The following is a 24,677-nucleotide window of genomic DNA, read 5'->3' on the forward strand; positions in this document are numbered from 1 at the left end:
GGGCGGCACCGGCGGGGCTCGGGGCCGGACGGGCCGGGGACGGGGAGGGTGCCGCGGACGGGGGGAGGGCCGCGGGCGGGGAGGGTGCCGGGGACGTCATCCGGCCTCCGCACGCTCGGCCGCCATGCCGGCGGAGTCCAGCAGGGCGCTGCCGACGACGAGGTCGGCGCCGCCGAACTCGGGGTCCCGCAGGGGGGTGCCGTCGTCGACGGCGAAGAGCAGCCGCCCCTCCCCCTGCCGGTAGGCCGTGCCGACCGGCGGGCTCGCGGCGTGCACGGCCAGCAGCGCCACCAGGTAGGGCAGCTCGGGGTCCTGGCGGCGGGCGTCGGCGAGCAGGCCGGAGAGCCGGCGGGGCGCGTCGGCGGGCAGGTCGAGCAGGTGCAGGGCGGCCTCCAGCTGCTCCTCGGAGAAGCGGCTGTCGTCCGGGGTGGCGACCAGGTCGGGCTCGGGCAGCTCGGCGCCGAGGTGCTCGCGCTCGGGCGGCGGGGTGAGCAGCAGGCCGACGAGGTCGGCGACGCGGACGGCGGACGGGGTGCGCAGGCCGGCGCCGCGGGCGAAGAAGGCGTCCGTGGGGCGGGTGGCCCGCTCGACGGGGAGCGGGAGGAGCGGGGCGAGGAGCTGGCCGTAGAGGTCGATGCCGGAGCGGGCGGCGGGGGCGGCGAAGGCCTGGCGGTCCTGCTCGGCGCGGAACAGCGGCCCGGCCTCCAGCAGCCGGGTCTGGAGCTGGGTGTGGCGGCGGATGCAGTCCTGGACGATGTCGACCAGCTCGGCGGCGCGGCGCTTGTGCTCGGGGTCCTCGGACTCGTCGCGGGCACGGCGGATGTTGGTGAGGATCGCGTTCTCGTGGCGGTAGCGGTCGGCGACGTGGTCGAGCGCCTCGGCGATCATGTCGGGGACGGCGACCGCCCAGTCCACCGCCCGGACGTTGCGCCGGGTGGCCTCCAGGGCGCGGCGCAGCGTCTCGGCGTACTGGACCGTGCGGTAGCGGGCCTGCTCGGCGGCGAGCTGCGCGTCGGCGAGGCGGCCCCGGCGGATGAGGACCTCCAGCTTGACCTCGGCGGCGATCTGGGCGGAGGTGACGTCGGTGTCGAGGGCGCCGACGAGGACGTTGACGGCCTCGTCGGTGGTGCGCAGGTAGACGCCGCCGTCGGGGCCGGGCACCTCCTCGACCAGCTTGAAGTCGTAGTCGCGGCGGACGTAGGAGCCGTCGGGGCCGAAGGTGCCGTAGACGGCGCGGAAGCCGCGGTCGACGCTGCCGACGTTGATCAGCGACTCCAGGACCCAGCGGGCCACGCGCTCGTGCTCGGCGGCGGGGCGGCCCGGGTTCTGCGCGGCGACGCGGGGCAGCATCCGGGCCAGGACCAGGTCGCGGTCGGCGCCGGTGTCGAAGTCCATGTGGAGGGTGACCAGGTCGATCGCGGCGAGGCCGACCTCGGCCATGGCGTAGGCGGAGTACTCGCCGGCCAGGTTGACCTTGCGGGCGTCCAGGTCGTGGAGCGGGGCGGTGCAGGCCAGCGCCTTGAGCCGCCGGGCGAGGCCCTCGTCGGCGGCGGGGCCGGGCGCGGGCCGGGCCGCCCCCGGCGCGGAGGGGGCCGCGGGCACGGTCGGCCGCACCCGCGAGGGGGCGGCGGTGTGGTCGGCGGTGCTGGTCACGGGGGTCAAGCCTAGAGGGAGGGACGGACAACGTCCCAAACGCCCCGAATGGGCGCCGCCGGGGCTCTCCGGGGCCCCGCGGCACCCCTCCCCGCCGGGCCCTGCGACACCCTCCCCGCCGGGCCCTGCGACACCCTCCCCGCCCGGCCCTGCGCCGCCCCTCCCCGCCCGGCCCTGCACCACCCTCCCCGCCCGGCCCTCCCGCGTTGCCGCGGCGGTCCGGCGGACGTAGGACGGAAGCACCCGGAGCCGCGAGGAAGCGGCTCCCCCGTGCGCCCAGGAGGCGTCATGCAGCAGACCGGCGGGATGGCCAGGATGAGCAAGGAGATGCAGGAGTGCGTGGACGCGTGCCTCGCGTGCCACAGCATGTGCGAGGAGACCATGAGCTACTGCCTGCAGCAGGGCGGGCGGATGGACGCGCGCATCATGCGCGCCCTCATGGACTGCACGGACATGACGCGGATGTGCGCCGACATGATGATGCGCCGGTCCCCGCTGGCCGCCGAGGTGAGCGCGATGTGCGCCAAGGCGTGCGAGATGTGCGCCGAGGCGTGTCGCAGCGTGCCGGACGACCAGCAGCTCGCCCGGTGCGCCGAGGCGGCCGCCCGCTGCGCCGAGAAGTGCCGCGCGATGACGGGCGTCCGCGCCTGATGCGGTGAGGGACCCGGCGCGGCGGGTGCGCCGGCCGGGCCGCGGCGGCCGGGGACGGACGGGTTCCGCCCCCGGCCGCAGTCGTGCGGGCGGGCACGGGCAGGCCCGGGGTCGGACGGTGCGGTCCCGCGCCGGGGCTGCGCCGGGCCGCCGGGCGGGCCGCCGTCGCCGTCCCGGCGGCCGCGGAGGACGGCCTCGGCGGTGGCCCGGCCGGCGGGCAGGAGGAGCTCCACGGCGGGTTCGGGGACGACGACGTCCAGCGGGGTGGGGAAGGCCGCCACGGTGCTGGTGAACGCCGGTTCGCCGCGGTCCGTGCGGAGCCGCGCCGGCAGCGCCGCCGCCGCGGCCGGCGTCGGCGCCGGCGGCGGGTCGCCCTCGGGGGCCGGGTAGCCGCCGACCTCCCGGTGCGGCAGGCGCAGCCGCTCGGTCCCCCGCAGCGCGCGGTCGCGCTCCGGGCGGTCCGGCAGGTGGCGGCGGACCCCGGCGAGGTCGGCGGTCCGCGGCGCGAGCCCCTCGGGGTGCAGGGCGAGGCCGACGAGGTTCAGGGGCGGCCGCAGCAGGTGCTCGGGGAGGCCGTCCAGCAGGAGCGCCGTGCCGTCGTCGGCGGCGAGCACGTCGAGGTGCGCGTCGAGGACGACCGCCGGGTACGGCTCGTGGCCGCGCAGCGGCAGCCCGGCCGCGTCGCGGAGGGCGGCCGTCGCGGGGTCGTCGGGGTCGTCAGGGTTGCGGAAGGACGACTCGCGGCGGGCGGGCGCGTGGCCGGTGGCGGCCGGCGGGGCTTTCCGGTCGCGCAGCGGCCCGTCGAGGTGCTCGGCGAGGGGGAGCACCGTCCCGCGGCCGGGCCGGGACCGGCCGGTCCGATGCAGCTGCTGTGCCGGGCTGTCGGCGGCGAGGGCCGGGTCGAGCCGGCTGAGGCGGCGGCGCCCGCGCCGGCGGTGCAGCAGCGCGCCCGCCCCGGCGACGTCCGGAGCGGGGCGGGTGGCCGGTGGCGACGCGGGTTCCTCCGGCGGCGGCACGGGCGGCTCCGCCCCTGACCGCACGTCAGGGGCACTTCCGCGCACCGGTCCCGCGGCGGATCACACCCGGTGGTGCAGGTCCCCGGCGAGGGCGCGGATCCAGCGGTCGAGCTCCTCGCGGTGGTGGGGCTGCCCGCCGCACAGGGCGGCCACCTGCGCGTCGGTGAGCCGGTCGGGACCGGCCTCCTCCAGCAGGCGGGCGACCTCGCCGAGCACCGCGGCGAGGCGCTGCGCGTCGGTGTGGTCGACCATGACGGCCTCGTGGTGGCGGCTGATGGTGACGGAACCGGGCATCGCGTCCTCCTTGCGGCCCCCCGGGGATCGGCCCCTGTTCCACCGTACCCGCGTTCCCGCCCGCCCGCGGGCGGGCCGCGGCGGCCTACGATCAGGGCAGGGGGACGGTGCGGAGGCATCGGACGGTACGGGGACGGCGCGGGCGGGAGGCGGCTGGCATGGCGGACGCGGTGATCGACCTGAACGCGGACCTCGGCGAGGGGTTCGGCCGCTGGACCCTGACCGAGGACGAGGCGCTGCTGTCCGTGGTGACCAGCGCCAACGTCGCCTGCGGCTTCCACGCGGGCGACCCCTCGACGATGCGCCGGGTGTGCGGCTGGGCCGCCGAGCGGGGGGTGCGGATCGGCGCGCAGGTCTCGTACCACGACCTGGCGGGCTTCGGACGGCGGGCGATGGAGGTGCCGCCGGAGGAGCTGGCGGACGAGATCGCCTACCAGATCGGCGCCCTGGAGATGTTCGCCCGCGCGGCGGGCTCCCGGGTCTCGTACGTCAAGCCGCACGGCGCGCTGTACAACCGGGTGGTGGCCGACGCCGAGCAGGCGGCCGCCGTGGTGGCGGGCGTGGCGCGGGCCGGGGCGCTGTGCGGAGGCCCGCTGCCCGTGCTGGGGCTGCCCGGTTCGGAGCTGCTGAAGGCGGCGGGCGGTGCCGGGCTGCCGGTGGTGGCCGAGGCGTTCGCCGACCGCGCGTACACGGCGGCGGGCACCCTCGTGCCGCGCCGGGACGCGGGGGCGGTGGTGCACGACGCCGAGGCGGTGCTGGTGCGGGCGGTGGCGATGGCGCGCGAGGGCCGGGTGACGGCGGTGACCGGGGAGGCCGTGCGGGTCCGGGCGCGCTCGCTGTGCGTGCACGGCGACACGCCCGGTGCGGCGGACCTGGCGGTGCGGCTGCGGGAGGCGCTGGTGGGGGCGGGGGTCCGGGTGGAGGCGTTCACGTGAGGCGGGAGCGGCCCGCCGGGGGTGCGGACGGGCCGGCGGGCAGGGAGTGAGGAGGCCGGTGGTGGCCGGGGAGCACGGGCCGGGAGCGGCGCACGGGCGGGAGCGGGGCGGTGCCGGAGCGGTCGGCGCCGGAGCGGGCGGGGCGCGGCAGGCAGGACTGGGGGAGGCAGGGCTGCGGGTGCGGCCGGTGGGCCGCCGGGCGCTGCTCCTGGAGGTGGACTCCGCCGAACGGGTGACGGCCTGGCACGCCGAGCTGCTGCGGCGGCGCGCGGCCGGCCGGCTCCCGGCGGACGCGGAGATCGTGCCGGCGGCGTGCACGGTGCTGCTGGACGGCCTGGCCGACGCCGCCGCCCTCGCAGCCGAGCTGACCGGCTGGCGGGTGCCGCCGGCCGGGACCGGCGGGGGGCCGCTGCTGGAGGTGCGGACGGTGTACGACGGGGCGGACCTGGCGGAGGTGGCGGCGCTGTGGGGCGTCGCCGTGGAGGAGGCGGTGCGCATCCACTCCTCGGTCGAGTACCGGGTCGCGTTCTGCGGGTTCGCCCCCGGCTTCGGCTACCTCACGGGACTGCCGGAGCGCTGGTCGGTGCCGCGGCGGGCGACGCCGCGGACCAGCGTGCCGGCGGGCTCGGTGGCGGTGGCGGGCCCGTACACCGGCGTGTACCCGCAGGCGTCGCCCGGTGGGTGGCGGCTGCTGGGGCGCACCGGCCTGCGCCTGTGGGACCCGGGGCGGCAGCCGGCGGCGCTGCTGGCGCCGGGGACGCGGGTGCGGTTCGTCCCGGCGGATCCCGGGGCTGCGGGCACGGGTGCGGACGCGGGTGCGGACGCGGGGGGCCCGGCGTGAACGGCCCGGCGGGCGGCGCGGAGGCGCGGGACGGGGCGCCCGGAGGCACGGCGTCCGGGGACGGGGAGCGCGGCGGCGGGGAGCCGCGCGCACGGGTGCTGGAGGTGGTGCGGCCCGGCCCGCTGACCACCGTGCAGGATGCGGGCCGCCGCGGGGTGGCGCACCTGGGCGTGCCGCGCGCCGGGGCGCTGGACCAGGCCGCGTACCGGGCCGCGAACCGGCTCGTGGGCAACCGCGGGGACGCCGCCGTGCTGGAGACCACGCTCGGCGGGGTGGCGGTGCGCGGGTCGGTCCCGCTGGTCGCCGCCGTCACCGGCGCCCCGGCGGCGGTGGCCGTGGACGGCCGGCCCGTGCCGTGGGGCACGGCGGTGGCGGTGCCCGCGGGCGCGGTCCTGGAGGTGGGGGCCGCCACGCACGGGGTGCGCAGCTACGTGGCCTTCGCCGGCGGCCTCGCGGTGCCGCCGGTGCTGGGCAGCAGGTCGGCCGACCTGCTGGCGGGCCTGGGCCCGGCCCCGCTCGCGGCGGGCGACCGGCTGCCGCTGGGCGAGGCGGCCGGGGCGGCGCCCCGGGCCGAGGCCGTCCCGCTGCCGGCCCCGCCGGCGGAGCTGGTGCTGCACCTGCTGCCGGGGCCCCGCGCGGACTGGTTCGCGCCGGGCACGGCGGCCCTGCTCGGCCGGGCCCGGTACCGGGTGGCGGCCCGCAGCAACCGGGTGGCCCTGCGCACCGAGGGGCCGCCGCTGGAACGGACGCGCGGCGGGGAGCTGCCCAGCGAGGGGATGGTGCTGGGGGCCGTGCAGGTGCCGCCGGACGGGCTGCCGGTGGTGTTCCTGGCCGACCACCCCACCACGGGCGGCTACCCGGTGGTGGGGGTGGTGCCGGAGGAGGACCTGGGGGCGGCGGCGCAGGCGGCGCCGGGGACGCCGCTGCGGTTCGTGCCGGTGGGCTTCGGGCCGGCGGGTCCCGGGGCGGCGTAGCCGGGGCGGCGCGGGGACCGCCGGGCCCGGGCTGCGGGCGCGCGCCGGGCCGCCGTGCGCCCGCCGGACCGGGCGTCGGGGCGCGGCGGGACGGCACCTGTCAGTGGTCGGGTGCACACTCCCGGTGGGGCTGCCGTGCGGGACCGGCCGGCGCGGGCCTCCACGCGAGACGAGGTGCGGAGCATGGCCGAGGTACTGCTGGCGGTGGGGACGCAGAAGGGGCTCTTCCTGGGGCGGAGCCGGGACCGGCGGACGTGGGACTTCACCGGTCCCCACTTCGCGATGAACGCCGTCTACTCGGTCGGCGTCGACCGGCGCGGCGCCCGTCCGCGCATCCTGGCGGGAGCCGACAGCTCGCACTGGGGCCCGTCGGTGTGGTGGTCCGACGACCTCGGGGCGACGTGGCAGGAGCCCTCCTCCCCCGCGGTCCGGTTCCCCGAGTACACCAAGGCGTCGCTGGAGCGGGTCTGGCAGCTGGTCCCGGCGGGCGAGGACGCCCCGGGCGTGGTGTACGCGGGGACGCAGCCGGGCGCGCTCTTCCGCTCCGAGGACCACGGGGAGTCGTTCTCCCTGGTGGAGCCGCTGTGGGACCACCCGCAGCGGGAGCAGTGGGAGGCGGGCTTCGGCGGACAGGCCGTGCACACCGTCCTCACCGACCCGCGCGACGCGGACGCCCTGACGGTGGCGGTCTCCACGGGCGGCGTGTACCGGTCGGCGGACGGCGGGCGGAGCTGGTCGCCGTCCAACGCCGGCGTCCGGGCGGCCTTCCTGCCGGAGGGGTCGCAGTTCCCGGAGTTCGGGCAGTGCGTGCACAAGGTCGCGCGGGACGCGCAGGATCCGGACCGCCTGTACCTGCAGAACCACGGCGGGGTCTACCGCAGCGACGACGGGGGTGCCGTCTGGGAGGCGGTCGACAAGGGGCTTCCGGCCTCCTTCGGCTTCACGGTGGCGGCGCACCCGCACCGGGGCGGGACGGCCTACGTCTTCCCGCTGACCGCCGACTACCGGCGTCTGCCCCCGGACCTGCGCTGCCGGGTGTTCCGCACCCAGGACGCGGGCGGCAGCTGGGAGGCCCTCTCCGCCGGGCTGCCGCAGGAGGACCACTACGGCGTGGTGCTGCGGGACGCGATGTCCGTCGACGACGCCGACCCGGCGGGCGTGTACTTCGGCAACCGCAACGGGGAGGTGTACGGGAGCGCCGACGAGGGCGAGAGCTGGTCCCTGCTGGCCTCGCACCTGCCGGACGTGCTGTGCGTGCGGGCCGTCGCGATCGGCTGAGACGAGGGACGAGCCCCTCCCTCCGGATCGGTGTGCGGACGGAGGGGAGGTGCCGCAGGGCGGCACGGCGGGCCGGGGTGCGGTGGCCGCCGGTGCCGGCGACCTCCGGTCCGGACAGGGTGGTGACGCGGCCCCGGGCGGTCCACGCGTCTCAGCGCTCCGGGCGGGGCACCGCCCGGACGGGGTGGTGCCCGGCCACCGGGTGGTCGGCGCCGCGCCGGCGGAGCGCGGTGCGCGGGCCGCCCGGGACGGGGGTGGCGGAGGCGGCGGTCCGCACGGTGCGCGGGCCGGACGCGCCGCAGGTCATCGAGGCCTCTCCTCACGGGCCGCGACCGGCACGGCGGGGGCCGTCGCCGCGGGGGCCGCAGGCGTGCCCGGGACGCCCGGGGTATCCGGGACGTCCGGCGCTGTGCGGGTCTGCGGGGAGCGGGGGGACGGGACGCGCGCGGCAGGGGGCGTCTCCGACGCGGCGGACCGGCCGGTGGCGGCCGCGACAGCGGGCCCGTCCGGTGGAGGGGCGGTGACCGGGGGAGGACCGGCGGGCCGGGGGACGGCGGGCACGGTGACGGCGGGCACGGACGCGGCGGAGACGAGCCCGGCGGGCACGGACGCGGCGGGCGGGAGGCCCAGGACCTCGCCGTAGTGGCGGAGCAGTTCGTCCCCCACCGCCTCCCAGGTGCGGGCGGCCACCTCCGCACGGCCCGCACGCCCGTACGCGGCCCGGGTCGCGGGGTCCGCCGCGAGCCGGGCGACGGCCTCGGTGACGGCCTGCGGGTCCCGGGGGCGGACCAGCAGGCCGGTGCGGCGGTGGGCCACCAGGTCGAGGGGGCCGCCGGCGGCGGGGGCGACCACGGGGACGCCGCTGGCCATGGCCTCCTGCACGGTCTGGCAGAAGGTCTCCAGCGGGCCGGTGTGCACGAACAGGTCGAGGGCGGCGAAGCAGCGGGCGAGGTCGTCCCCGGTGCGCCGCCCGAGGAAGGCCGCGCCCGGGAGCGCCCGGCGCAGGGGAGGCTCGCTGGGGCCGTCCCCGATGACGACGACGCGCACGCCGGGCAGCCGGCACACCCCGGCGAGCAGGTCGACCCGCTTCTCCGGCGCGAGCCTGCCGACGTAGCCGACGAGGACCTCGCCGCCGGGGGCGAGCGCGCGGCGCAGGGCCGGGTCGCGGTGGCGGGGGTGGAAGCGGCCGGAGTCGACCCCGCGCGGCCACAGGTGGACCCGGGGGACGCCGTGCGCGGCGAGTTCCTGGGCGGCCGGGGTGGAGGGGGCGAGGGTCCGGGCGGCGGCGCCGTGGACGGAGCGGATGCGGCGCCAGGCCAGGGCCTCCCCGAGGCCGCAGCCGGCATGGTGGGCGCGGGCGTACCCGGCCAGGTCCGTCTGGTAGGCGGCGACCGCCGGCAGGCCCAGCCGCCGGGCGGCGGCCATGGCCCGCGCACCGAGCACGAAGGGGCTCGCCAGGTGGACGAGGTCGGGGCGGTGGACGGCGAGGACGGCCTCCAGCGGGGCGCCGGGCAGGGCGACCCGGACCTGGGGGTAGCCGGGCAGCGGCACGGAGGGGACGCGGACCACGGGGCAGGGGTCGTCGGCGGCGGCCCGCCCGCCGCCCCGCGCGGGGGCGGGGGCGACGACGAGGGGCCGGTGGCCGCGGCGCACGAGGTGCTCGGCGGTGCGCAGCACGGTGTGGGAGACGCCGTTGACCTCGGGCGGGAAGGACTCGGTGACGATGGCGACGCGCATGTCCCGGTTGTGTCCGGGCAGGGCGTGGGCGCGGCCAAGGGGATCTTTCCCGGGGGCGAACGTCGTATGAGCGTTCGCCCCCGGGGCGGGGATAGGCTGGGCCGGGCGGCGGCCCGGGGACGCCGGCCAGGGGTTCCGGCCCCGGGGCGACCGCTCCGGGGCATCCGCTCCGGGGGCGTCGGCGGAGGGACGGTCATGCTGGTCGGCAAGGGTGCGAACACGCCGCTCACGGCGGCCGCCGTGCGGGTGGTGCTGAGCTGGCAGCCTGGTGCGGGCGTGCCGGACGCGGACGCCTCCGCGCTGCTGCTGAGCGGCGGCAGGGTGCGGAGCGACGCCGACTTCGTCTTCTACAACCAGCCGCGGGACGCCTCCGGCGCGGTCCGGCACGAGGGGAAGCGGCAGACCCCGGAGGGCACCGCCGACACCCTCGCCGTGGACCTCGCCGCACTGGACCCCGCGGTGGAGGCGGTGGTGCTGGCGGCCTCCAGCGACGGCGGTCCGTTTGGCGCGCTGCCGGGGCTGCGGCTGTCGGTGCAGGACGCCGCGGGCGGCGCCGAGCTGGTGCGGTTCGAGGACACGGGGGCCACCACGGAGACGGCCTTCGTCCTGGGCGAGCTGTACCGGCGGGGCGGCGGGTGGAAGTTCCGCGCGGTCGGGCAGGGCTACGACTCCGGCCTGGCGGGGCTCGCCACCGAGTACGGCATCCGGGTCGACGAGGAGCCGGGGGCCGGCACACCGGCGTCCGGCCCGGCCGCCCCTCCCCCGGCGCCCGCCGCCGCACCGTACGCGCCGCCTCCGCAGACCGCCCCGCACCCGCCGCAGCAGCCGCCCGCGCCCCAGGCGTTCCCGCCGGGCCAGGCGTTCCCGCCGGGCCAGGCGTTCCCGCCGGGCACGCCGCCGCCCGCCCCGCACCCCTCCGCCCCGCAGCCGCCCGCCCCCCACCCCGGCGGCCCGTACCCCGGCGGCCAGTACCCCGCCCCGCCCCACCCCTCCGGTCCGTCCGCGCCGACGCCGTACGGGGCGCCGCAGCCGCCCCCGTACGTCCCGGCGCCGCCGCCGGGCGCGCCCGGCGGCCCCTCACCCGCGCCCGCCGCGGGCGGCGCGGCGCCGACCCGGCTGTCGCTGACCAAGGACGCCCCCGCGGTGTCGCTGACGAAGCACGCCGCAGGCGGCGGCGCGATGCGGGTCAACCTGAACTGGCAGGCCCGGGGCGGTCAGGCCGCCACGGGCGGGGGCTGGCTGCGCAAGCTGGCGGGGGCCGGCGCCCCCGGCGTCGGCCGGGACCTCGACCTCGCCTGCCTCTGGGAGCTCCAGGACGGCACCAAGGGCATCGTGCAGGCGGTCGGCCGGACCTTCGGCGACCTGTACGCGCCGCCGTACGTGTTCCTCGACAACGACGACCGCACCGGCGCCGCTGCGGGCGGCGAGAACCTGTGGATCAACCTGGACTTCGCCCAGCGGTTCCGGCGGCTGCTGGTCTTCGCCTTCGTCTACGGCGGGACGGGCAGCTTCCAGGGGCTGGACGCGGTGGCGACGCTGTACCCGGCGTCCGGCCTGCCCGTCGAGGTGCGGCTGGACGAGTGCGGCTTCCCCGCGGTCGGGTGCGCCATCGCCGTGATCGAGAACGTCGGCGGGGAGCTGGTGGTGCGCCGCGAGGGCCGGTACTTCCAGCGGTCGGCGGTCTCCATCCAGCGGATGGTGGACGACGCGTACGGCTGGGGCCTGACCTGGACCCGCAGCTCGAAGTGACTCCGGCTCAGGACGCCGGGACCGGCGGCGCCCCTTGCGGGGAGGCCGCCGGACCGGGCGCCCGGGCGGCGCGGGGCGGCGTCGGGGTCAGGCGGTCTCGCCCTTCCGGCGGTGGCGGTGCACCGCGGCCGGCCGCCCGCGCTGCGCGGCGTGGACGATGCCCGACGACACGGCGATCCGGTCGAGGGTGAAGACCCCGCCCACGCAGACCAGCAGCCACAGGCCGAGGACGACCAGGCCGCTGCCGACCCCGTCGTGGCGGAAGCAGGCCAGCCCGTTGAGGGCGCGCACCCCCACCCCGGGGGGCATGACCGAGGCCATCGGCTGGAGCCAGCCGGGCAGGAACGAGGGGGCAGGACCCCTCCGCTGGTCGCGTTGCCCATCACCAGCATGAAGATCGACCCGAGCGGCACCCCGAGCGCCCCGAAGACACGGATCAGGAGGACGGTGGCCGCTGCGACCGCCCCGGACATCAGGGCCACGACGGCGGCGATCCCCAGGAAGGGGCCGGGGATCGCGTCGAAGACCGTGTGCGCGATGAGCGAGGTGGCGAGGCCGCCGACCACGGCGAAGATCCCGAGGCCGGCCATCCGCCGGCGGAACGACAGGCGGGGCGCGGTCTGGTGGGTCATCCGCCCGAACAGGAACCCGGCGAGGGCCAGGCCGAAGGAGGCGTAGAAGACCGAGAGGCCGCGACTGTCGCCGCCGGACAGCGGGAGGACGTCCTCGGTGTGCACCTTCCCGCCCGCGCCCTGCAGGGTGTGGCCGAGCGGCGCGACCAGCGCCTGGACGGCGAGCCCGATGGCGCCGGCGAAGAGCACCCGGCGGGTGCCGCCGTGCTCGATGTACGCGGCGTAGACCCTGCGGTGGAGCAGGGCGGAGCGCGCGCCGCCCTCGTCCGCGTAGCGCTCCACCCGGAAGGCGTCGGGCTCCATGCGCTGGAGCCCGACGTCGAACGGGGCGGCGCCCTGGTCGGAGGCCACGACGGCGACCGGCAGCCGGTGCGCCTTCGGGGTGGGGAAGGCGGCGAGGAAGACGCTGACGAAGACGAGGCCCACCGTCAGCACCGTGGCCACCGGGCGCAGCACGTCCGCGGGGCCGGTCAGGCCCGGGCGGACCGGCGCCGCGTCGGGGGGCGCGGGGCTGTCCGGGGCCCCGGCGGGCGGGGCGGCGGCGGGCGGGGCGGCGGCGGGCGGGGCGGCGGCGGACACCGGCGTCCTGGCGGAGCTGCTGCAGGAGCTGCTGCGCCCCTGACCGGACGCGCCCCGCGGCCGGACCGACGGCCGCCCCGGTGGGCCCCGGGGCCCACCGGGGCGCCGGGGCCGGGACGGGGAACGGAGGTCAGCCGGGCGCGGGGGTCAGCGGGGCGCGGAGGTCAGGCGGCCGCGGACCGCCGCGTGCACCTCGGCCTCCTCGGCCGGGTCGGCGGCCAGGCGGCGCAGCCGCTCCAGGACCCGGGCGTCCCCCGTGGTGGCGACGTGGCGGGCGGCGAGCTCGCGGGTGGACTCCTCGCAGTCCCAGAGGCACTCCACCGCCGGACCCGCCGGGAAGTACGGGTCGGTGGCGGCCAGGGCGCGGGCGGCCCGCCCGCGCAGCTGCGAGGAGACGGTCTCCGCATACACGTACCGCAGCGCCGCGACGGCACCGGCCGCGCCGAGCCGTCCGGCGCCGTCGACCAGGCAGCCGAGACCGTCGCCGTCGGCGCCGCGGGCGGCGATCCAGCGGCGCAGGGCGTCGGTCACCAGCGGGGCGTCGCGCTCGTCGCCGGCGTCGGCGAGGAGCCGGGCGGCGGCCTCCCCGAGGGCGCTGTCGGCGCCGCCGGTGGCCGGGTCGGCCCAGCGGCGGGCGTGGCCGACGGCGGCGGGGCCGCGCATCAGGCCGACGAGTTCCAGCGCCGCCTCGACGATCCTCCGGTCCGGGTCGACGGCGGCGAGTTCAACAAGGCCCGGCACGGCGGGGTCGTCGCGGTCGAGGAGGTGGCGCAGGGCCGCGCGGCGGGCGCCCTCGGCGCCGCAGCGGGCGGCGTCCACCAGCAGCGGGCGGTCGTCGGGGCCCGCGACGGCGGCGAGACAGCGGGCCGCGGCCGCCGCGCGGCGGCGCACGGCGTCGCGGGCGGGGACGGCCGGGTCGTCCTCGGCGGCGCGGTCGGCCCAGGCGAGGACCTCGGCGGCGCCCCAGCCGGGGGCGGCCGAGGTCCGGTTCAGCTGGCGCTGCCACAGGTCGAAGGGGGCCTGTTCCCCCGCGGCTGCGATCCGGGGGTGGGCGGCGGCCCACAGCCGCCACGGGCGCGGCTCGTAGGCGTCGCGGACGGCGGCGCGCAGCGCGGCGTCGCCCTCGGGGCCGGCGGGGAAGCGGTCGAGGACGGCCGGGGCGAGGCGCATCAGGGCGGCGTCGTCGTCGCGCAGGGCGAGTTCGTCGAGGGCCCAGGCCCAGTTGGCGCCGGAGGCGGTGTAGCGCCGCAGCAGGCCCAGGGCGTCGCGGCGCCCGTAGGCGGCGAGGTGGCCGAGGACGGACAGGGCGAGGCCGGTGCGGGACTCGTCGGGGCCGGACCCGGCACCGCCGGTGCCGGCGGAGGGGTCGCCGGTGCCGCCGGCGGCGAGGTCCTCGGGGTGGAAGAGGTGGGCCTCGATGCCGTCCAGGGGCGCCTCCAGCTCGGAGTAGAGGCGTGCGTAGTACAGCGACCGGCTCTCGGTCCGCCAGTCGCGGCGGGGGTCGCACGTGACACACGCGTCCAGGGCGGCGAGGGCGTCCGGCCGCTCGGCCGCCAGCGCGTGCAGGGTGCCGTCCCCGCGGCCCCGCTGCAGCAGGCCGAGAAGGGTCGCACTGGGCGCTATGTCGGGCTCGAACATGAGGTCAGCATCCGTTGCGGCGGTCCTGGTGGCAACGGGATTTCCGCTGCCGGGGTCCCGGGCGGGCCGGCGGACGGGGCCGGGACCCGGCCTGGGCCGGAAGCACCGAAGGGTACCGTTCGCGGGGCTTGTCCGCACACAGGGCCGCCGCCGCGGGGGGTGCGGGACCGCCGGAGGACAGGCGGGCGCGCGAGGCCGCAGGGCAGGGCGCACGAGGGCGGCGCACGCTCCCAAGTTCGGGCATATGCCCCGGGAACATCGCCGGAGTCGGCCGAAACCCTTACGGTCGGTGGCTCTCTGTGTCAGAGTCGTCACCGCCCCCCCGTCCGCCGACCCGTGGGAACCCTCATGCATCCCGCTGCGCACCCGGACAGCACGGCCACCCCGAGGAACGGCGCCCGCCCGGAGGCCCCGCCGGCCGCGACCGGCCTGGCCGAGTGGAACCTGGCGACCGACGAGGTGCTGTGGTCGCCCGAGGTGTTCGCACTCTTCGGACGGGACCGGGACGCCGGCGGGCTCACCCTCGACCAGCTGCCCGCCCAGCTCCTGCCCGAGGACCAGCTCCCCCTGCAGGGCATGGTCACCGCCGCACTGGTCGACGGCCATGCCCTGGTCGGCGAGTTCCGCATCGTCCGCCCGGACGGGACGGTGCGCGCCGTCCGCTGCAGCGGCGGCCCGGTGATGGGCGGCGACGGGCACGCGGAGTCGCTCCGGCTCTCCCTGCGCGACCTCGGCGGACCGAACGGACCGGGCTTCCCCGGCGGACCCGGCGGCGTACGCGGCCGCGGCGAGGCCCGCAGCCGGCCGCCGGCCGCCCCCGCTCCGGGGCCGGGCCCCTCAGCCCCGCCGGAGCTCGCGGCGCGGGGCCCCGCCGACGGCGGCGACGGCTGGGCGGACGCGTTCCCCCTGCCGGGCGGGGGCGCCCTGCTCGCCCTGGGCGGACCCGCCGGGCCCGCCGCGGGCGGCGGCAGCGGACCGGCCGTGCTGCGCGATGCGCTGCGCGGCATGGCGATGACCGGCGCCGAACCCGCACGGATGCTGCGGCTGCTGGACCGGATGCTGCCGCAGTGCGGCTCCGGCGGCCCCGTCGCGGCGCTCTGCTGCCGGTACGAGGCCGGGGACCCCGGGAGGCCGGCCGTCCTGGCGTGGGCGCAGGCCGGGCTGCGGGGTCCGCTCGTCCTCCGCGGCGGCGCGGCGGTGCGGCTCCCGGCCGGCTCCGACCGCGGACGGCCGCTGGGCGGACCGTCCGGGGGCGGGCACGGGGCGGGCCGGACGGAGCTGCGGCGGGGGGACGTGGTGCTCTGCTGGACCGGCGGTCCGGACGGCGCCGACGGCCCGGAGGGCGGCGCGCCGGACCCGGCAGACCTGGCGGACGTCCTGGGCCCGCGGGTCGCAGGGGCGGGCAGTGCGGCGGAGTGCGCCGACCTCGCCCTGGGGCTGCTGCGGTCGGCGGCGGGAGAGCGGCCCGGCGCGGCTCTGCGGCTGGCCGTGCTGCGGGTGGGCTGAGCCCGGATCGGGTCGGGTCCGGTCAGGTCCGGCGCCCGCGAGGGCCGGCGAACCCGGGTGCGGTGCCCCCGGAAGCGGGGCGGAGGCAGGCCCGGCACGTCGGGGAGACGGCTCCGGAGGCGTCGTCCTCCCCCGCCCCTCCCGGCCGCTGCTCCTCCCGGCCCTTGCTCCCGGCGGGGCGGCGGGTGCGCCGGCGGGCCGCAGCCCGCGGAGGCGGCCCGGAGGGCCCGGCGGGCCGGAGGGCTCACACGATCTGGCGCCGCTGCTGCGGCACGGCGAGCCGGATCTGCTCGCGCAGGTCCGCGACCTCCGGCAGGCCCTTGTAGCGCTGGGTCAGCCGGTACATCTCGCGCAGCCGGTCCCACGTGCGGTGCGAGGAGGTGTCGCGGATCAGCGCGAGCGCCAGCTTGGCCTGCACGGCGGCCTCGTCCGGCTGCCCGGCGATCCAGTAGGCGGACGCCAGCGAGATGCGGTCGAAGGCGGTGGAGCGCTCCATCCCCTCCTTGGCCCGCAGGTCCAGCGCCATTCGGGCGTGGCGCTGGGCGAGGGGGGCCGCCTTCGGGTCGTGCTCGGCGAGGGTCCGGTAGACCAGCGCCTCCATGCCGTGGAGCTCCGCCTCGGTGAACAGCTGCATCCAGCTGGGGCCCGGCTCCCCCCGGTCGGCGGTGAACAGCTCCTCCGCCTCGCCCAGCACCCGGCGGGTGGCCTGGGAGCGGCCGAGCGACGCCTGCGCCCACGCCTCGATGGTCTGGAGCATGGCGCGGGTGCGCGGCAGGGTCTGCTCGCCGCTGCCGGACCGGGCGAGCCGCATGAGGTCCAGGGCGTCGTCGGCACGGCCGAGGTGCACCATCTGGCGCGCGGCCCGGGAGAGCGCCTCGCCGGCCCGGGGCTTGTCCCCGGCCTCGCGCGCGGCGTGCACGGCGATCACGAAGTACCGCTGGGCGGTGGGCTCCAGGCCCACGTCGTGGGACATCCAGCCGGCCAGGACCGCCAGGTTGGCGGCGACGATCCACAGCCGCTTCTCCAGCTCCGTGGGGTGGCGGAACGTCAGCATCCCGCCCACCTCGTTGAGCTGGCCGATCACGGCCTTGCGCTGGAGGCCGCCGCCCCGGGAGGCGTCCCAGGCGCGGAACACCTCCACCGAGCGCTCCAGGGCCTCCACCTCGTCGGTGCCGACCGGGCCCGCCTCGTAGAGGTCCAGGGAGGACTCGGCGGCCGGGAGGACGGACCCCCGGCGGCCGGCGGGCCGGGGGACGGCGGGGGCGGCGGGCTCCCCGGTGAGCCAGCCGTGCAGGGAGTCGGTGATGACGGATCCGGTCGCGAGTGCCGCGCCCGCGCCCATCAAACCGCGTCGGTTGAGCATGAGGTCCATTCCCGTGAACTCGGTGAGGACCGCGGCCGTCTGCTCCGGCCTCCAGGGCATCCCGTTGTCGGATGCGCCCGGTCTGCTGCGCCGGTGCCGTTCCAGGCCGAGGTCATCGATGGTGACGACTCGGCCGAGCCGCTCGGTGAACAGGGCGGCCAGCACCCTGGGCACGGGATCGCGGGGGATCTCCCCCTGCTCGATCCAGCGCCGGACCCGCGAGGTGTCGGTGGACAGCTGCTGCTGTCCGAGGGCGGCACCCCGCCGGTTGACCATCCGGGCCAGCTCGCCCTTGGACCATCCGGTCAGGGCGAAGAGGTCGGCCAGTCGGGTGTTGGGTTCTCTGCTCACGTCAAGCCCCCAGGTTCCTCGGCACCTTCGACATTAACGGGGTGTCATGTGCCCCGCGACCATTCGCCAGGGTTCGCCAGGGTGCGCCAGATGGTGTGCCACCCGTCACCCGGTGTGATGTAGACATGCGCCACCCGACCACCGTCGGGAGCCGCCGCGAACCAGGGCCTTCCCCCTCCGCGGCCGGCCTCCCGGTCCTCGCGGCGGAGGGGTGGCGCAGAGGGTGGCGCGAGGGCGCCGGACACGGCCGCACGCCGGGCGGCCGCCGCATTCCCCAGGGTGCGGCGGCAGCGCGGCGGAGCCTCCTCCGCGGTCCGTGTCCGGCGCCCTGGCGCCACCCCGTCCGCCACCCCAGTCCGCCACCCCCGGCCGCCGTCCCGGCCGGGACCGGTGGCCGAGCCGGCCCGCAGGAAGGGACCCACCGCCCCCATGTACCCCTCAGCCACCGTCACGTCCCCCTCGCCCCTGCGCGCCCCCGCGGCCCTGCGGCGCACGATCGGCGCCCCCGCCGCCCCGGCACGCGGGGGCCGCGTCCTGGATCCGCGCGCGGCCGATCCGCGCGCCGCGGCGTCCGCCTGCGCACCGCTGGCCGTCCGCAGGCCCGGCGCCCCCGCGGGGACGGCCCTGCTGCCCAGGCCCGGGGGGGACGCCGGCCTGCGGGGCCGGCCGCCCCAGCCCGCCGAGCGGCGCCCCGACACCGCCGCGCTGCAGACCCCCGCGGTCCGGGCCGCCATGGCCCACGTGACGCGGATATGCCCCGCCTTCACCCCGCGCCGGCTGCTGCGCGCCGACGACCGGCACATCCTGGTGGCGGGCACGGTCGGCCGCACGCCGGTGGTGGCCAAGTGCCTCACCCCGCGGGCGGAGCGCCACGACGAGGACATGCCGTGGGTGGAGGGCTTCCGGCACGAGGTCGCCGCCTACCGGTCCTTCGTGCGGCACCGGCCTCCGGTGCGGCTGCCGAAGCTGGTGGCCGCGGACCCGGACCGCTGCGTGCTGATCCTGGAGCGGGTGCCGGGCCGGACCGCGGCCCGCGAGCGCCACCCCGCCGACGCGCCGACCCCGGGCGAGGTGCGCGCCGTGCTGGGCGCGGTCCGGGCGCTGAACCTGTGGCGCCCGCCGTCCGGTTTCGACGCCCCGCTGGACTACCCGGTGGAGATCGCCCGGTACCACGCGCTGGGCCTGCTCACCGACCGCGACGCCGGCGACCTGCAGCAGCTCCTGCACGGTCTGGCGCACACCCCGGCGCAGTTCTGCCACGGCGACGCCCTGCTGTCGAACGTGCTGCTCGCCCCGTCGGGCCCGGTGCTCGTCGACTGGGAGCGGGCGGGCTGGTACCTGCCGGGCTACGACCTGGCGGTGCTGTGGAGCGTCCTGTCCGGCGACACGGCCGCCCGCCGCCAGATCAGCCAGCTGGCGCAGGCCTCCGGCACGGTGGTGCGGGACGCCTTCCTGGTGAACCTGATCCTGGTGCTCATGCGGGAGATCCGGATGCACGACGTGCCGGGGGCGGGCGAGGAGCAGCGCATCCTCATCCGGCGGCTGCACGACGACGCGTCGCTGGCGCGCCGGGCGGTACGGGCGGCCGTCGGGACCCGCTGACCCGCCTGCGCCCGCCGGACGGGGCGGCGGGCGCGGGCGGGTCGGGCGCGGACGGCGCGGGGCGGCCGTGCGGGGGGCACGGCGCCCCGCGCCGGCGGTGGCGCGGCGCGAGGGGGTGCCCCGGGGGCCCCGGGGGGTCAGCCCTGCTGGAACATGTCGGCCGGCAGCGGCTTGAGCAGCTGGTACAGGTCGTCGGAGATGGGGCGGTCCCAGGAGGCGATGGTGACCTGGACGCCGTCGCTGCGGCCGAACTGGGCGCAGGCGACGCGCCCCTCGCTCACCTTCACCTTCCGCACGATCAGCAGGTCGTCGCCGAGCATCACCGGGAAGTCCTCGCTGGAGACCACGCTGACCGGCTCGTCGTTCTCCAGGGCCGCGAGCAGCTGGCGGACCTCGAACGGCACGCCGTCCTCGGGGTCGCGCGCCGGGGAGCCCTCCGGGAGGTTGCCGATCAGCATGGCCGGGCCGCGGCCGCCGAACAGGTCGTAGCGCAGGAAGATCCCCTGGCAGGTGCCGTCGGCGCCGGCCAGGATGGCGGCGCCGAAGTGGCCGGGCCAGTCGCCCGGGTCCATCGCGAGCACGTCGAAGTCCGGGCCCGCGGGGGTGCCGGAGCGGCGGCGGAGAAACGGCATGGGGACATCGTACGGGGCCGCCCGGAGCGGCCGTGCAGCCGTACCGGCGCGGCCCGCCGCCGGCGGCGCCCCGCCTCCCGGCCGCGCGCCTCGGCGGGCGGCCGGGAGGCGGGGCGGGGCTCAGGTGAGGTCGAACTCGCCGTCGCGCGCGCCGAGCACGAAGGCCCGCCACTCGGCCGGGGTGAAGACCAGCGACGGACCGTCCGGGTTGCGGCCGTCCCGCATCGCGATGTACCCCTCCACGAAGGCGATCTGCACGTCGCCGACCCCCTGGCTGCTGGAGAGCCACTCCGCCCCGCTGAGGTCGAGCCGCGGCTTGCGCCCGTCCGCCGGAACCCCTGCCGCCAGGACCTCTGTGCTGTCACCCGACACGTCCCTGCTCCTCCCGCCGTCGTCCGCGGTGGCCAGCGTAGCCAGAGCGGCGGCGGCGCAGCAGGCCTTTGCACGGAGACCACCCTCCGCGGCGGGGCGGCGGCGGGACCGGCGGCGGGACCGGCCCGCGGCGGGGCGGCGGCGGGGCCTCCGCACGGGGACGGGCCGCCGGATGCCGCGCCGGGCCGCGCCACCGCACGGCCCCGCAGCGGTTGCGGCGCCCCCGGGGGCGCGGGGACGCTGGGAGCCGGGCCCTCCCGGCGGTTCCGGAGCGGCCCGCGCTTTGCGAGAGTGGTGAGGAGCGGTCGCAGCCCCGACGGGGCGGCCGGCCGGTGCCCGCGCGGCACGAGAGGAGCCGGCGATGAAGAAGCTGATCAACGCCCCGGACCAGGTGGTCCCGGACGCCCTGCGCGGACTGGCCGCCGCCCACCCCGAGCTCGCCGTGGACGTGGCCGCCCGCACCGTCGTCCGCCGCGACGCGCCGGTCGCGGGCAAGGTCGGCCTGGTCTCCGGCGGCGGCACCGGCCACGAGCCGCTGCACGCGGGCTTCGTCGGACCGGGGATGCTGGACGCCGCCTGTCCCGGCGAGGTGTTCACCTCCCCCGTGCCCGACCAGATGGCGGCCGCGACCCGCGCGGTCGACGGCGGCGCGGGCGTGCTGCACATCGTGAAGAACTACACCGGCGACGTGCTCAACTTCCGGATGGCCGCCGAGCTCTGCGAGGACGAGGGCGTGGAGGTCCGGCAGGTCGTGGTCGACGACGACGTGGCCGTCACCGACAGCCTGTACACGGCGGGGCGGCGCGGCACGGGCGCCACCGTGTTCGTGGAGAAGCTGGCGGGCGCGGCCGCCGACACCGGCGCGCCGCTCGCCGAGGTGGCGGCGGTGGCCCGGCGGGTCGACGCGTGCTCCCGCAGCTTCGGGGTCGCCCTCACCGCCTGCACCACGCCGGCGAAGGGGACCCCCACCTTCGACCTGCCGGCGGACGAGCTCGAGCTCGGCATCGGCATCCACGGGGAGCCCGGCCGGGAGCGGCGTCCGATGATGTCCGCCCGGGAGATCGCCGAGGCCGTCCTGGACGCGGTGCTGGCCGACCTCCCGCCGGGCGGGCCGGTGCTGGCCCTGGTCAACGGCATGGGCGCCACCCCGCTGCTGGAGCTGTACGTGCTGTACGGGGAGGTGGACCGGATCCTGCGGGAGCGCGGCGTGGAGGTCGCGCGCTGCCTGGTGGGGAACTACGTGACCAGCCTGGACATGGCGGGCTGCTCAATCACGCTGTGCCGGGTCGACGACGCGCTGCTGCGGCTGTGGGACGCCCCCGTGCGCACACCCGCGCTGCGCTGGGGGTGCTGACCACGGCGGACCGGTCGCGCCGGGCCGGGCCGGTCGCGCCGGGCCGGTCCCGCAGCGGCCGGACGGAGGCCCGGCGTGAACGGCCCGGCCCGGGTGCGGGCGCCGGCCCGGTCCCGGGCGGTCCGGGACCGGACCGCGGTGCAGGAGAGCCGACAGCGGGGTGCCCGGCCGCCGGGCGCCCCAGGCAGGAGCGGAGAAACCGGATGCCCACCGTCCCCGTCCTCGACACCGCCTTCTTCCGGCACTGGCTGGAGCTGGCCGCCGACACCGTCCGCCGCGAGAGCGCCCGGCTGACCGAGCTGGACTCCCCCATCGGCGACGCCGACCACGGCACCAACATGGACCGCGGCTTCACCGCGGCCCGCCTCGCGGTGCTCCAGGACCCGCCGCAGAGCCCCGGCGGGCTGCTGGTGGCCGTCGGCCGGACCCTGATCTCCAGCGTGGGCGGCGCCTCGGGGCCGCTGTACGGGACCGCGCTGCGGCGGGCCGGGCTGACGCTGGGCGACGCACCGGAGGCCACCCCGCCCGAGCTGGGCGAGGCGCTCGCGGCGGCGGTGGCGGCGGTCCGCGAGCTGGGGGGCGCCGAACCCGGCGACAAGACGATGGTCGACGCGCTGCTGCCGGCCTCGCAGGCGTACACCGGCGCGCTGGCGGACGGCCTGGGCGTGGCCGCGGCGCTGGACGCCGCGGCGGGGGCGGCGCTGGCCGGGGCGGAGGCGACCGTGCCCCTGCTGGCCCGCAAGGGGCGCGCCAGCTACCTCGGGGAGCGCAGCATCGGCCACCAGGACCCGGGGGCCACGTCGGCGGCGCTGCTGGTGGGGTGCCTGCGGGACGCGGCGGAGGCCCGGCCGGGCGCCGACGGGCCGGGCGCGGACGGGCAGCATGCGGACGGGCCGGGCGCGGACGGGCCGGAGGAGCGGCGGTGACCGGGTCCGGAGGGAAGGGGGAGCGGGGGTCCGGGCGGGAGGGCGCCGAGGTCGTTCCGATCCGCGGCGCCGTCCCGGCCGGCGGGGACGTCGTCCCGATCGGCGGGGCGCAGTCCGCCGCGTCCCCGGCCGCACCCCCGGCGGGGGCGGCGCCCGCGGCGGGCGGCCGGGGCGGTGCGGGCCGGGAGGGCCCGGCCCGGGTGGGGGTGGTGCTGGTGTCGCACAGCCGGGAGGTGGCAGCCGCCACGGCGGCCATGGCCATGGAGATGGTCGGCACGGGCGACCCGGCGCCGGTCGGCACGGCGGGCGGTACCGAGGACGGCCGGCTGGGCACCAGCGCGGAGCTGGTCCTGGCCGCGGCCCGGCGGGTGGACGGGGGCGTGGGCGTGGCGGTGCTGTCGGACCTGGGGAGCGCGGTGCTGACGGTCAGGGCGCTGCTCGCGGAGGCGGAGGAGAACGGCCTGCCGTTCCCGGTCCGGTTCGCCGACGCGCCGTTCGTGGAGGGCGCGGTCGCGGCGGTGGTGACCGCCTCGGCGGGCGGGGACCTGGCGGCGGTGGTCGACGCCGCGGAGGAGGCCTACCGGTTCCGGAAGGGCTGACGCCGGGCGGACCGGTCCGTGCCGCGCGGCCCCGCCGGCGGACCGGTCCGGGCGGGGACGATCGGCCGATCCCGCCCGTCGGCGGACACCCCGGGGCTACGATCGCGCCCGGGGAGCGCCGGCCGCCCCGGGGGACCCTTCCGGCCGGCCCATGGAGGGGGGACGCGCCCATGCGCGTGGTCGTGACCGGCGGAGCGGGGTTCATCGGCGCCAACCTGGTGCGGGCCCTGCTGGAGCGGCCGGAGGTCGCGGAGGTCCGGGTGGTGGACGACCTGTCCACCGGCAGCAAGGCGAACCTGGCGGGCCTCGGCGCGGCCCTGCACGAGGGCAGCGTGCTCGACCCGGCGCTGCTGGACGAGGCGTTCGCGGGCGCCGACGCGGTGGTGCACCTGGCGGCGCTGCCGTCGGTGCCGCGCTCGGTCGCCGACCCGGTCGCCAGCCACCACGCCAACGCCACCGGCACCCTGGAGGTGCTGCAGGCGGCCCGGCGGGCCGGGGACCTGTACGTGGCGGCGGCGTCCTCGTCGTCCGTGTACGGCGCCAACCGGGAGCTGCCGAAGCGCGAGGCGATGCGGACCGCGCCGATGAGCCCGTACGCGGTGAGCAAGCTGGCCACCGAGGCGTACCTGACCGCCTTCCACCACTGCTACGGGCTGGACGTGCTGCCGTTCCGGTTCTTCAACGTCTTCGGCCCGCTGCAGCCGGCCGGGCACGCCTACGCGGCGGTGGTCCCGGCGTTCGTCGACGCGGCGCTGGCGGGGCGGCCGCTGCAGGTGCACGGCGACGGCGGGCAGACCCGTGACTTCACCTTCGTCGGGACGGTGACGCGGGTGCTGTGCGACGCGGTGCTGCGGCGGGTGGTCCACCCCGACCCGGTGAACCTGGCCTTCGGGACGCGCACCTCGCTGACCGACCTGGTCGCCGAACTGGAGTCGGTGCTGGGCCGGCCCGTCGCGGTGGAGCACACCGCGCCGCGCCCCGGCGACGTCCGGGACTCGCAGGCGGACAACGCCCGGCTGCGGTCGCTCTTCCCCGACGTGCGGCCGGTGCCGCTGCGCGAGGGGCTGGAGCGGACCGTGGAGTGGTTCCGCGCGTCCTGAACCGGGCCGGGGCCCGGGCGGTGCGGGCGGGGGGCGGGCCGGTCAGGACTCGCGGCCGTCCGCCGTCCCGGCGGCACCGCCCCCGGGGGCGCTCCCGTCGGGGCTCCCCGCAGGGCTCCCGCCGGCGGCCGCCCCCGCGATGGCCCTCTCCAGACCGGAGAAGGAGAAGTGGGTCTCCGGGTCGCCGCTCAGGGCGTGCCGGAGGCGGCGGGCGGCGCTCTCCCCCAGCTCGGGGAGGGCGTCCGGGGCGAACCAGCCGACCTCCAGCGACTCGTCGTCGTTCACCCGGGCGCGCCCGCCGACCGCCCGGCAGCGGAAGGTGATCTCCACGTACTGGGCGCTGTCCCCGTTGGGGTAGTGCAGCATCGGGGAGACGGTGACGCTGGTGATCCGCTCGGGGACCGCCTCCACCCCGGTCTCCTCCCAGCACTCCCGGACCGCGCCGTCGGCGGGCTCCTCGCCGGGGTCGAGGATGCCGCTGACGACCGACCAGCGGCCGGTGTCGGCGCGGCGGCCGAGCAGCACCCTCCCCTCGTCGTCGACGACGACGGCGGTGACGCCGGCCAGCCAGAGCGGCCGGGTGCCGACGAGGGAGCGCAGGTCGCGGAGGAACTCGGGAATCGCCATGCCCCGACCCTATGCGTCCTCCCGGACCGCGCGGCGGACCGGCCGACCGCGGCGACCGCGGCAACCGCGGCACGCGTACCCGGACGGGTGGTGCCGTTCCGGTCCACCGGCCCGCCGGCCCCGGCGCGGTGCGGGCCGCACCGGCGGGGAACGGCGGGGCGCGTCGCTCGTCTCCACGGGCACGGCGCCGGTCGTGGCGCGTGCGGTGGCGTCGCTCCTGGTGCCGGTGCCGGCCGCCTCGCGTTCCGCGACCCGGTCGCACGGGGGC

At 78.9% G+C, this 24,677-nt stretch carries 20 protein-coding genes and 2 pseudogenes; 12 read left to right on the top strand and 10 right to left on the bottom strand.

Translation table 11 applies throughout. The features are described from left to right. Window positions 1-96: 96 nt before the first annotated feature. Entirely contained in the window at window positions 97-1,614 is a 1,518-nt protein-coding gene (locus ACFY07_RS16510; protein ID WP_390869413.1) for a hypothetical protein, read from the bottom strand. Between the two features lie 327 nt (window positions 1,615-1,941). On the opposite strand from ACFY07_RS16510, the gene ACFY07_RS16515 reads away from it, so the two are divergent. Beyond that, window positions 1,942-2,304: a four-helix bundle copper-binding protein gene (locus tag ACFY07_RS16515; RefSeq protein ID WP_230652657.1), complete on the top strand. Its 363-nt coding sequence runs from the start codon at window positions 1,942-1,944 to the stop codon at window positions 2,302-2,304. Between the two features lie 476 nt (window positions 2,305-2,780). Here the strand turns inward: ACFY07_RS16515 and ACFY07_RS16520 are convergent. Beyond that, window positions 2,781-3,365 (bottom strand): annotated as a pseudogene (locus ACFY07_RS16520) (hypothetical protein); the annotation flags it as partial. A gap of 15 nt (window positions 3,366-3,380) precedes the next feature. Then, window positions 3,381-3,614 (bottom strand): hypothetical protein, encoded by a 234-nt coding sequence (locus ACFY07_RS16525; protein WP_230652659.1) that lies wholly within the window; start codon window positions 3,612-3,614, stop codon window positions 3,381-3,383. A 158-nt stretch (window positions 3,615-3,772) separates the two neighbouring features. Between ACFY07_RS16525 and ACFY07_RS16530 the strand changes: the two genes are divergently transcribed. From ACFY07_RS16530 to ACFY07_RS16545, 4 genes are all read left to right on the top strand, one after another. Further along, window positions 3,773-4,549 carry a LamB/YcsF family protein gene (locus ACFY07_RS16530; protein ID WP_390869293.1) on the top strand — a complete coding sequence of 259 codons (777 nt, stop codon included), beginning with the start codon at window positions 3,773-3,775 and terminating at the stop codon, window positions 4,547-4,549. Window positions 4,550-4,721: 172 nt separating this feature from the next. Continuing rightward, window positions 4,722-5,390: an allophanate hydrolase subunit 1 gene (locus ACFY07_RS16535; RefSeq protein ID WP_390869414.1), complete on the top strand. Its 669-nt coding sequence runs from the start codon at window positions 4,722-4,724 to the stop codon at window positions 5,388-5,390. A gap of 95 nt (window positions 5,391-5,485) precedes the next feature. Then, complete coding sequence (locus ACFY07_RS16540) at window positions 5,486-6,364, top strand: biotin-dependent carboxyltransferase family protein (RefSeq protein ID WP_230652921.1); 879 nt, start codon at window positions 5,486-5,488, stop codon at window positions 6,362-6,364. A 183-nt stretch (window positions 6,365-6,547) separates the two neighbouring features. Then, complete coding sequence (locus ACFY07_RS16545) at window positions 6,548-7,642, top strand: WD40/YVTN/BNR-like repeat-containing protein (protein WP_390869294.1); 1,095 nt, start codon at window positions 6,548-6,550, stop codon at window positions 7,640-7,642. Window positions 7,643-7,793: 151 nt separating this feature from the next. Here ACFY07_RS16545 and ACFY07_RS16550 read toward each other — a convergent pair whose 3' ends face one another. After that, on the bottom strand, window positions 7,794-7,949 hold the full coding sequence (locus ACFY07_RS16550; RefSeq protein ID WP_390869295.1) for a hypothetical protein: 156 nt from the start codon (window positions 7,947-7,949) through the stop codon (window positions 7,794-7,796). A 320-nt stretch (window positions 7,950-8,269) separates the two neighbouring features. Beyond that, window positions 8,270-9,379 (bottom strand): annotated as a pseudogene (locus tag ACFY07_RS16555) (glycosyltransferase family 4 protein); the annotation flags it as partial. A gap of 195 nt (window positions 9,380-9,574) precedes the next feature. On the opposite strand from ACFY07_RS16555, the gene ACFY07_RS16560 reads away from it, so the two are divergent. Then, window positions 9,575-11,128, top strand: coding sequence for a TerD family protein (locus ACFY07_RS16560; protein ID WP_390869296.1), 1,554 nt, complete (start codon window positions 9,575-9,577; stop codon window positions 11,126-11,128). Between the two features lie 1,358 nt (window positions 11,129-12,486). Here ACFY07_RS16560 and ACFY07_RS16565 read toward each other — a convergent pair. Next, the gene (locus ACFY07_RS16565; protein WP_390869297.1) at window positions 12,487-13,977 is read right to left on the bottom strand and encodes a HEAT repeat domain-containing protein; all 1,491 of its coding nucleotides are present in this window, start codon (window positions 13,975-13,977) and stop codon (window positions 12,487-12,489) included. 348 nt (window positions 13,978-14,325) lie between these two features. Here ACFY07_RS16565 and ACFY07_RS16570 point away from each other — a divergent pair, with 348 nt between their 5' ends. Continuing rightward, complete coding sequence (locus ACFY07_RS16570) at window positions 14,326-15,483, top strand: SpoIIE family protein phosphatase (protein WP_390869298.1); 1,158 nt, start codon at window positions 14,326-14,328, stop codon at window positions 15,481-15,483. A 244-nt stretch (window positions 15,484-15,727) separates the two neighbouring features. On the opposite strand, the gene ACFY07_RS16575 is transcribed toward ACFY07_RS16570, so the two are convergent. Then, window positions 15,728-17,197, bottom strand: coding sequence for a hypothetical protein (locus ACFY07_RS16575; protein WP_390869299.1), 1,470 nt, complete (start codon window positions 17,195-17,197; stop codon window positions 15,728-15,730). Between the two features lie 429 nt (window positions 17,198-17,626). Between ACFY07_RS16575 and ACFY07_RS16580 the strand changes: the two genes are divergently transcribed. Then, window positions 17,627-18,799: a phosphotransferase family protein gene (locus tag ACFY07_RS16580; RefSeq protein WP_390869300.1), complete on the top strand. Its 1,173-nt coding sequence runs from the start codon at window positions 17,627-17,629 to the stop codon at window positions 18,797-18,799. Between the two features lie 137 nt (window positions 18,800-18,936). Here the strand turns inward: ACFY07_RS16580 and ACFY07_RS16585 are convergent, their stop codons facing one another. Continuing rightward, window positions 18,937-19,431, bottom strand: coding sequence for a hypothetical protein (locus ACFY07_RS16585; protein WP_230652683.1), 495 nt, complete (start codon window positions 19,429-19,431; stop codon window positions 18,937-18,939). 120 nt (window positions 19,432-19,551) lie between these two features. Then, window positions 19,552-19,803, bottom strand: a complete 252-nt coding sequence (locus ACFY07_RS16590; protein WP_390869301.1) for a DUF397 domain-containing protein — start codon at window positions 19,801-19,803, stop codon at window positions 19,552-19,554. A 361-nt stretch (window positions 19,804-20,164) separates the two neighbouring features. On the opposite strand from ACFY07_RS16590, the gene dhaK reads away from it, so the two are divergent. The 4 genes from dhaK (at window position 20,165) to ACFY07_RS16610 (ending at window position 23,782) form a co-directional block, all read left to right on the top strand. Beyond that, the gene (dhaK, locus tag ACFY07_RS16595; RefSeq protein WP_390869302.1) at window positions 20,165-21,157 is read left to right on the top strand and encodes a dihydroxyacetone kinase subunit DhaK; all 993 of its coding nucleotides are present in this window, start codon (window positions 20,165-20,167) and stop codon (window positions 21,155-21,157) included. A gap of 203 nt (window positions 21,158-21,360) precedes the next feature. Continuing rightward, window positions 21,361-22,083 carry a dihydroxyacetone kinase subunit DhaL gene (gene dhaL / locus ACFY07_RS16600; RefSeq protein ID WP_390869303.1) on the top strand — a complete coding sequence of 241 codons (723 nt, stop codon included), beginning with the start codon at window positions 21,361-21,363 and terminating at the stop codon, window positions 22,081-22,083. A 200-nt stretch (window positions 22,084-22,283) separates the two neighbouring features. Next, window positions 22,284-22,682 (top strand): PTS-dependent dihydroxyacetone kinase phosphotransferase subunit DhaM, encoded by a 399-nt coding sequence (locus ACFY07_RS16605; protein ID WP_230652923.1) that lies wholly within the window; start codon window positions 22,284-22,286, stop codon window positions 22,680-22,682. A gap of 170 nt (window positions 22,683-22,852) precedes the next feature. Beyond that, window positions 22,853-23,782: an NAD-dependent epimerase/dehydratase family protein gene (locus ACFY07_RS16610; protein ID WP_390869304.1), complete on the top strand. Its 930-nt coding sequence runs from the start codon at window positions 22,853-22,855 to the stop codon at window positions 23,780-23,782. Window positions 23,783-23,824: 42 nt separating this feature from the next. Here ACFY07_RS16610 and ACFY07_RS16615 read toward each other — a convergent pair whose 3' ends face one another. After that, complete coding sequence (locus tag ACFY07_RS16615; RefSeq protein ID WP_390869305.1) at window positions 23,825-24,409, bottom strand: NUDIX domain-containing protein; 585 nt, start codon at window positions 24,407-24,409, stop codon at window positions 23,825-23,827. Window positions 24,410-24,677 lie beyond the last annotated feature (268 nt).

Origin of the sequence: Streptomyces sp. NPDC001380, from assembly GCF_042895785.1 — a bacterium.
GTDB lineage: Bacteria > Actinomycetota > Actinomycetes > Streptomycetales > Streptomycetaceae > Peterkaempfera.

Coding starts and splice junctions, on each gene's coding strand:
- ACFY07_RS16515 (WP_230652657.1), top strand. CDS start 1,942: ATGCAGCAGACCGGCGGGATGGCCAGGATGAGCAAGGAGATGCAGGAG.
- ACFY07_RS16525 (WP_230652659.1), bottom strand. CDS start 3,614: ATGCCCGGTTCCGTCACCATCAGCCGCCACCACGAGGCCGTCATGGTC.
- ACFY07_RS16530 (WP_390869293.1), top strand. CDS start 3,773: ATGGCGGACGCGGTGATCGACCTGAACGCGGACCTCGGCGAGGGGTTC.
- ACFY07_RS16545 (WP_390869294.1), top strand. CDS start 6,548: ATGGCCGAGGTACTGCTGGCGGTGGGGACGCAGAAGGGGCTCTTCCTG.
- ACFY07_RS16550 (WP_390869295.1), bottom strand. CDS start 7,949: ATGACCTGCGGCGCGTCCGGCCCGCGCACCGTGCGGACCGCCGCCTCC.
- ACFY07_RS16560 (WP_390869296.1), top strand. CDS start 9,575: ATGCTGGTCGGCAAGGGTGCGAACACGCCGCTCACGGCGGCCGCCGTG.
- ACFY07_RS16565 (WP_390869297.1), bottom strand. CDS start 13,977: ATGTTCGAGCCCGACATAGCGCCCAGTGCGACCCTTCTCGGCCTGCTG.
- ACFY07_RS16570 (WP_390869298.1), top strand. CDS start 14,326: ATGCATCCCGCTGCGCACCCGGACAGCACGGCCACCCCGAGGAACGGC.
- ACFY07_RS16580 (WP_390869300.1), top strand. CDS start 17,627: ATGTACCCCTCAGCCACCGTCACGTCCCCCTCGCCCCTGCGCGCCCCC.
- ACFY07_RS16585 (WP_230652683.1), bottom strand. CDS start 19,431: ATGCCGTTTCTCCGCCGCCGCTCCGGCACCCCCGCGGGCCCGGACTTC.
- dhaK (WP_390869302.1), top strand. CDS start 20,165: ATGAAGAAGCTGATCAACGCCCCGGACCAGGTGGTCCCGGACGCCCTG.
- dhaL (WP_390869303.1), top strand. CDS start 21,361: ATGCCCACCGTCCCCGTCCTCGACACCGCCTTCTTCCGGCACTGGCTG.
- ACFY07_RS16610 (WP_390869304.1), top strand. CDS start 22,853: ATGCGCGTGGTCGTGACCGGCGGAGCGGGGTTCATCGGCGCCAACCTG.
- ACFY07_RS16615 (WP_390869305.1), bottom strand. CDS start 24,409: ATGGCGATTCCCGAGTTCCTCCGCGACCTGCGCTCCCTCGTCGGCACC.